This window comes from Streptococcus sp. Marseille-P7375, from assembly GCF_902460365.1.
GTDB lineage: Bacteria > Bacillota > Bacilli > Lactobacillales > Streptococcaceae > Streptococcus > Streptococcus cristatus_I.
Genome location: NZ_CABPTR010000009.1, coordinates 1 through 5237 on the forward strand (window position 1 = coordinate 1; position 5237 = coordinate 5237).

A 5237-nucleotide genomic window follows, 5' to 3' on the forward strand; every position below is an offset into this window, starting at 1 on the left:
GCTAAGCGACTACCATATCTCACAGGGGGCAACCCCCAACTACTTCCGGCGTTCTAGGGCTTAACTTCTGTGTTCGGCATGGGTACAGGTGTATCTCCTAGGCTATCGTCACTTAACTAGCTGAATTAACTTGCAATATCTTATTGCCTTGTCAACTCAAAATTGAATAACTACTCAAACCTCACAATACTTGCCAAAAGCTGCGCTCAATGAAAATTGGATAAGTCCTCGAGCTATTAGTATTAGTCCGCTACATGTGTCGCCACACTTCCACTCCTAACCTATCTACCTGATCTTCTCTCAGGGCTCTTACTAACTTGCGTTATGGGAAATCTCATCTTGAGGTGGGTTTCACACTTAGATGCTTTCAGCGTTTATCCCTTCCCTACATAGCTACCCAGCGATGCCTCTGGCGAGACAACTGGTACACCAGCGGTAAGTCCACTCTGGTCCTCTCGTACTAGGAGCAGATCCTCTCAAATTTCCTACGCCCGCGACGGATAGGGACCGAACTGTCTCACGACGTTCTGAACCCAGCTCGCGTGCCGCTTTAATGGGCGAACAGCCCAACCCTTGGGACCGACTACAGCCCCAGGATGCGACGAGCCGACATCGAGGTGCCAAACCTCCCCGTCGATGTGAACTCTTGGGGGAGATAAGCCTGTTATCCCCAGGGTAGCTTTTATCCGTTGAGCGATGGCCCTTCCATGCGGAACCACCGGATCACTAAGCCCGACTTTCGTCCCTGCTCGAGTTGTAGCTCTCGCAGTCAAGCTCCCTTATACCTTTACACTCTGCGACTGATTTCCAACCAGTCTGAGGGAACCTTTGGGCGCCTCCGTTACCTTTTAGGAGGCGACCGCCCCAGTCAAACTGCCCGTCAGACACTGTCTCCGATAGGGATCACCTATCCGGGTTAGAGTGGCCATAACACAAGGGTAGTATCCCAACAACGCCTCCATCGAAACTGGCGTCCCGATCTCATAGGCTCCTACCTATCCTGTACATGTGGCACAGACACTCAATATCAAACTGCAGTAAAGCTCCATGGGGTCTTTCCGTCCTGTCGCGGGTAACCTGCATCTTCACAGGTACTAAAATTTCACCGAGTCTCTCGTTGAGACAGTGCCCAAATCATTACGCCTTTCGTGCGGGTCGGAACTTACCCGACAAGGAATTTCGCTACCTTAGGACCGTTATAGTTACGGCCGCCGTTTACTGGGGCTTCAATTCATACCTTCGCGTTTCCGCTAAGCACTCCTCTTAACCTTCCAGCACCGGGCAGGCGTCACCCCCTATACATCATCTTACGATTTAGCAGAGAGCTGTGTTTTTGATAAACAGTTGCTTGGGCCTATTCACTGCGGCTGACCAAAGTCAGCACCCCTTCTCCCGAAGTTACGGGGTCATTTTGCCGAGTTCCTTAACGAGAGTTCTCTCGCTCACCTGAGGCTACTCGCCTCGACTACCTGTGTCGGTTTGCGGTACGGGTAGAGTATGATACAACGCTAGAAGCTTTTCTTGGCAGTGTGACATCACTCACTCGCTACTAAACTTCGCTCCCCATCACAGCTCAACGTTATAGGTATAAGCATTTGACTCATACCACGCCTCACTGCTTAGACGTACATCCATTCGTACGCACGAGTTAGCCTACTGCGTCCCTCCATCACTTCATACTCTAGTACAGGAATATCAACCTGTTGTCCATCGGATACACCTTTCGGTCTCTCCTTAGGTCCCGACTAACCCAGGGCGGACGAGCCTTCCCCTGGAAACCTTAGTCTTACGGTGGATGGGATTCTCACCCATCTTTCGCTACTCATACCGGCATTCTCACTTCTATGCGTTCCAGCGCTCCTCACGGTACACCTTCTCCACACATAGAACGCTCTCCTACCATACCTATAAAGGTATCCACAGCTTCGGTAAATTGTTTTAGCCCCGGTACATTTTCGGCGCAGGGTCACTCGACTAGTGAGCTATTACGCACTCTTTGAATGAATAGCTGCTTCTAAGCTAACATCCTAGTTGTCTGTGCAACCCCACATCCTTTTCCACTTAACAATTATTTTGGGACCTTAGCTGGTGGTCTGGGCTGTTTCCCTTTCGACTACGGATCTTAGCACTCGCAGTCTGACTGCCGACCATAATTCATTGGCATTCGGAGTTTATCTGAGATTGGTAATCCGGGATGGACCCCTCACCCAAACAGTGCTCTACCTCCAAGAATCTCTATGTCGACGCTAGCCCTAAAGCTATTTCGGAGAGAACCAGCTATCTCCAAGTTCGTTTGGAATTTCTCCGCTACCCACAAGTCATCCAAGCACTTTTCAACGTGCCCTGGTTCGGTCCTCCAGTGCGTTTTACCGCACCTTCAACCTGCTCATGGGTAGGTCACATGGTTTCGGGTCTACATCATGATACTAAGACGCCCTATTCAGACTCGGTTTCCCTACGGCTCCGTCTCTTCAACTTAACCTCGCATCATAACGTAACTCGCCGGTTCATTCTACAAAAGGCACGCTCTCACCCATTAACGGGCTCGAACTTGTTGTAGGCACACGGTTTCAGGTTCTATTTCACTCCCCTTCCGGGGTACTTTTCACCTTTCCCTCACGGTACTGGTTCACTATCGGTCACTAGGGAGTATTTAGGGTTGGGAGATGGTCCTCCCAGATTCCGACGGGATTTCGCGTGTCCCGCCGTACTCAGGATTCTGCTAGGTACAGATTCTATTTAAAATACGAGGCTCTTACTCTCTTTGGCTGACCTTCCCATGTCATTCTTCTATAAAATCTGAGTCCACATTGCAGTCCTACAACCCCGAAGAGTAAACTCTTCGGTTTGCCCTCCTGCCGTTTCGCTCGCCGCTACTAAGGCAATCGCTTTTGCTTTCTCTTCCTGCAGCTACTTAGATGTTTCAGTTCACTGCGTCTTCCTCCTCATCTCCTTAACAGAGATGGGTAACAGGTAGTACCTGTTGGGTTCCCCCATTCGGACATCCCCGGATCTGCGCTTACTTACAGCTCCCCGAGGCATTTCGTCGTTTGTCACGTCCTTCATCGGCTCCTAGTGCCAAGGCATCCACCGTGCGCCCTTACTAACTTAACCTTATTTTTGACCTTTCAGTCTTAAACTCATTAATATTCACAGCGTTTCGGTTTATTTTCTTGTTACTATTTGATATAGTTATTCAATTTTCAATGGACAAGTTTAGAATAGTCATCACTATTCTAATGGAGCCTAGCGGGATCGAACCGCTGACCTCCTGCGTGCAAAGCAGGCGCTCTCCCAGCTGAGCTAAGGCCCCACAAGACCTCTCAAAACTAAACATGACGACCAATGGCTTCCGTTTTTCCTTAGAAAGGAGGTGATCCAGCCGCACCTTCCGATACGGCTACCTTGTTACGACTTCACCCCAATCATCTATCCCACCTTAGGCGGCTGGCTCCTGAAAGGTTACCTCACCGACTTCGGGTGTTACAAACTCTCGTGGTGTGACGGGCGGTGTGTACAAGGCCCGGGAACGTATTCACCGCGGCGTGCTGATCCGCGATTACTAGCGATTCCGACTTCATGTAGGCGAGTTGCAGCCTACAATCCGAACTGAGACTGGCTTTAAGAGATTAGCTTGCCGTCACCGACTTGCGACTCGTTGTACCAGCCATTGTAGCACGTGTGTAGCCCAGGTCATAAGGGGCATGATGATTTGACGTCATCCCCACCTTCCTCCGGTTTATTACCGGCAGTCTCGCTAGAGTGCCCAACTTAATGATGGCAACTAACAATAAGGGTTGCGCTCGTTGCGGGACTTAACCCAACATCTCACGACACGAGCTGACGACAACCATGCACCACCTGTCACCGGTGTGCCGAAGCAAAATCCTATCTCTAGGACGGGCACCGGGATGTCAAGACCTGGTAAGGTTCTTCGCGTTGCTTCGAATTAAACCACATGCTCCACCGCTTGTGCGGGCCCCCGTCAATTCCTTTGAGTTTCAACCTTGCGGTCGTACTCCCCAGGCGGAGTGCTTAATGCGTTAGCTGCGGCACTGAGTCCCGGAAAGGACCCAACACCTAGCACTCATCGTTTACGGCGTGGACTACCAGGGTATCTAATCCTGTTTGCTCCCCACGCTTTCGAGCCTCAGCGTCAGTTACAGACCAGAGAGCCGCTTTCGCCACCGGTGTTCCTCCATATATCTACGCATTTCACCGCTACACATGGAATTCCACTCTCCCCTTCTGCACTCAAGTTAAACAGTTTCCAAAGCGTACTATGGTTAAGCCACAGCCTTTAACTTCAGACTTATCTAACCGCCTGCGCTCGCTTTACGCCCAATAAATCCGGACAACGCTCGGGACCTACGTATTACCGCGGCTGCTGGCACGTAGTTAGCCGTCCCTTTCTGGTAAGATACCGTCACAGTGTGAACTTTCCACTCTCACACTCGTTCTTCTCTTACAACAGAGCTTTACGATCCGAAAACCTTCTTCACTCACGCGGCGTTGCTCGGTCAGACTTCCGTCCATTGCCGAAGATTCCCTACTGCTGCCTCCCGTAGGAGTCTGGGCCGTGTCTCAGTCCCAGTGTGGCCGATCACCCTCTCAGGTCGGCTATGTATCGTAGCCTTGGTGAGCCGTTACCCCACCAACTAGCTAATACAACGCAGGTCCATCTGGTAGTGGTGCATTTGCACCTTTCAATTGACTATCATGCAATAGTCAATGTTATGCGGTATTAGCTATCGTTTCCAATAGTTATCCCCCGCTACCAGGCAGGTTACCTACGCGTTACTCACCCGTTCGCAACTCATCCAGAAGAGCAAGCTCCTCCTTCAGCGTTCTACTTGCATGTATTAGGCACGCCGCCAGCGTTCGTCCTGAGCCAGGATCAAACTCTCATTAAAAGTTTGAGTTCTCACTCATTTCTGTCACTGACAGATTTATTGTTTTTTCTTTGTTCAGTACTACAACATATGTTGTAGCGCCCTGCACATTGGTTCGTCTTGTTCAGTTTTCAAAGGTCTTTATCGCTCTCTCAAGCGACAACTATATCAGTATATCACCTATCCATCCCCTTGTCAACACCTTTTTTGAATTTTTTTATCTTTTTTTTACAAATTTATTTCCTAATGCCTACAATATCACTGATAAATCAATAACTAAAAGGGAAAGGTATCCTCTCCCTCTTACCTCTCCCTTATTCTCTATATCACCGTGCTGCTAAAGTC

Annotated in this window: 1 tRNA gene and 3 rRNA genes; all 4 read right to left on the reverse strand. The window is 49.8% G+C overall.

Annotation, left to right across the window (positions count from 1 at the left end):
• The 4 genes from rrf to FZ954_RS11685 all read right to left on the reverse strand — a co-directional run bounded on the left by rrf (window position 1) and on the right by FZ954_RS11685 (window position 4913).
• Window positions 1–116: ribosomal RNA gene (gene rrf, locus FZ954_RS11670) — 5S ribosomal RNA — on the reverse strand.
• A gap of 100 nt (window positions 117–216) precedes the next feature.
• A 23S ribosomal RNA gene (locus FZ954_RS11675) occupies window positions 217–3114 on the reverse strand.
• 126 nt (window positions 3115–3240) lie between these two features.
• Window positions 3241–3313 (reverse strand) — tRNA-Ala (locus tag FZ954_RS11680).
• 53 nt (window positions 3314–3366) lie between these two features.
• Window positions 3367–4913, reverse strand: a 16S ribosomal RNA gene (locus FZ954_RS11685).
• The 16S, 23S and 5S rRNA genes sit together here with 1 tRNA gene alongside, the layout of an rRNA operon.
• Window positions 4914–5237: the final 324 nt, after the last annotated feature.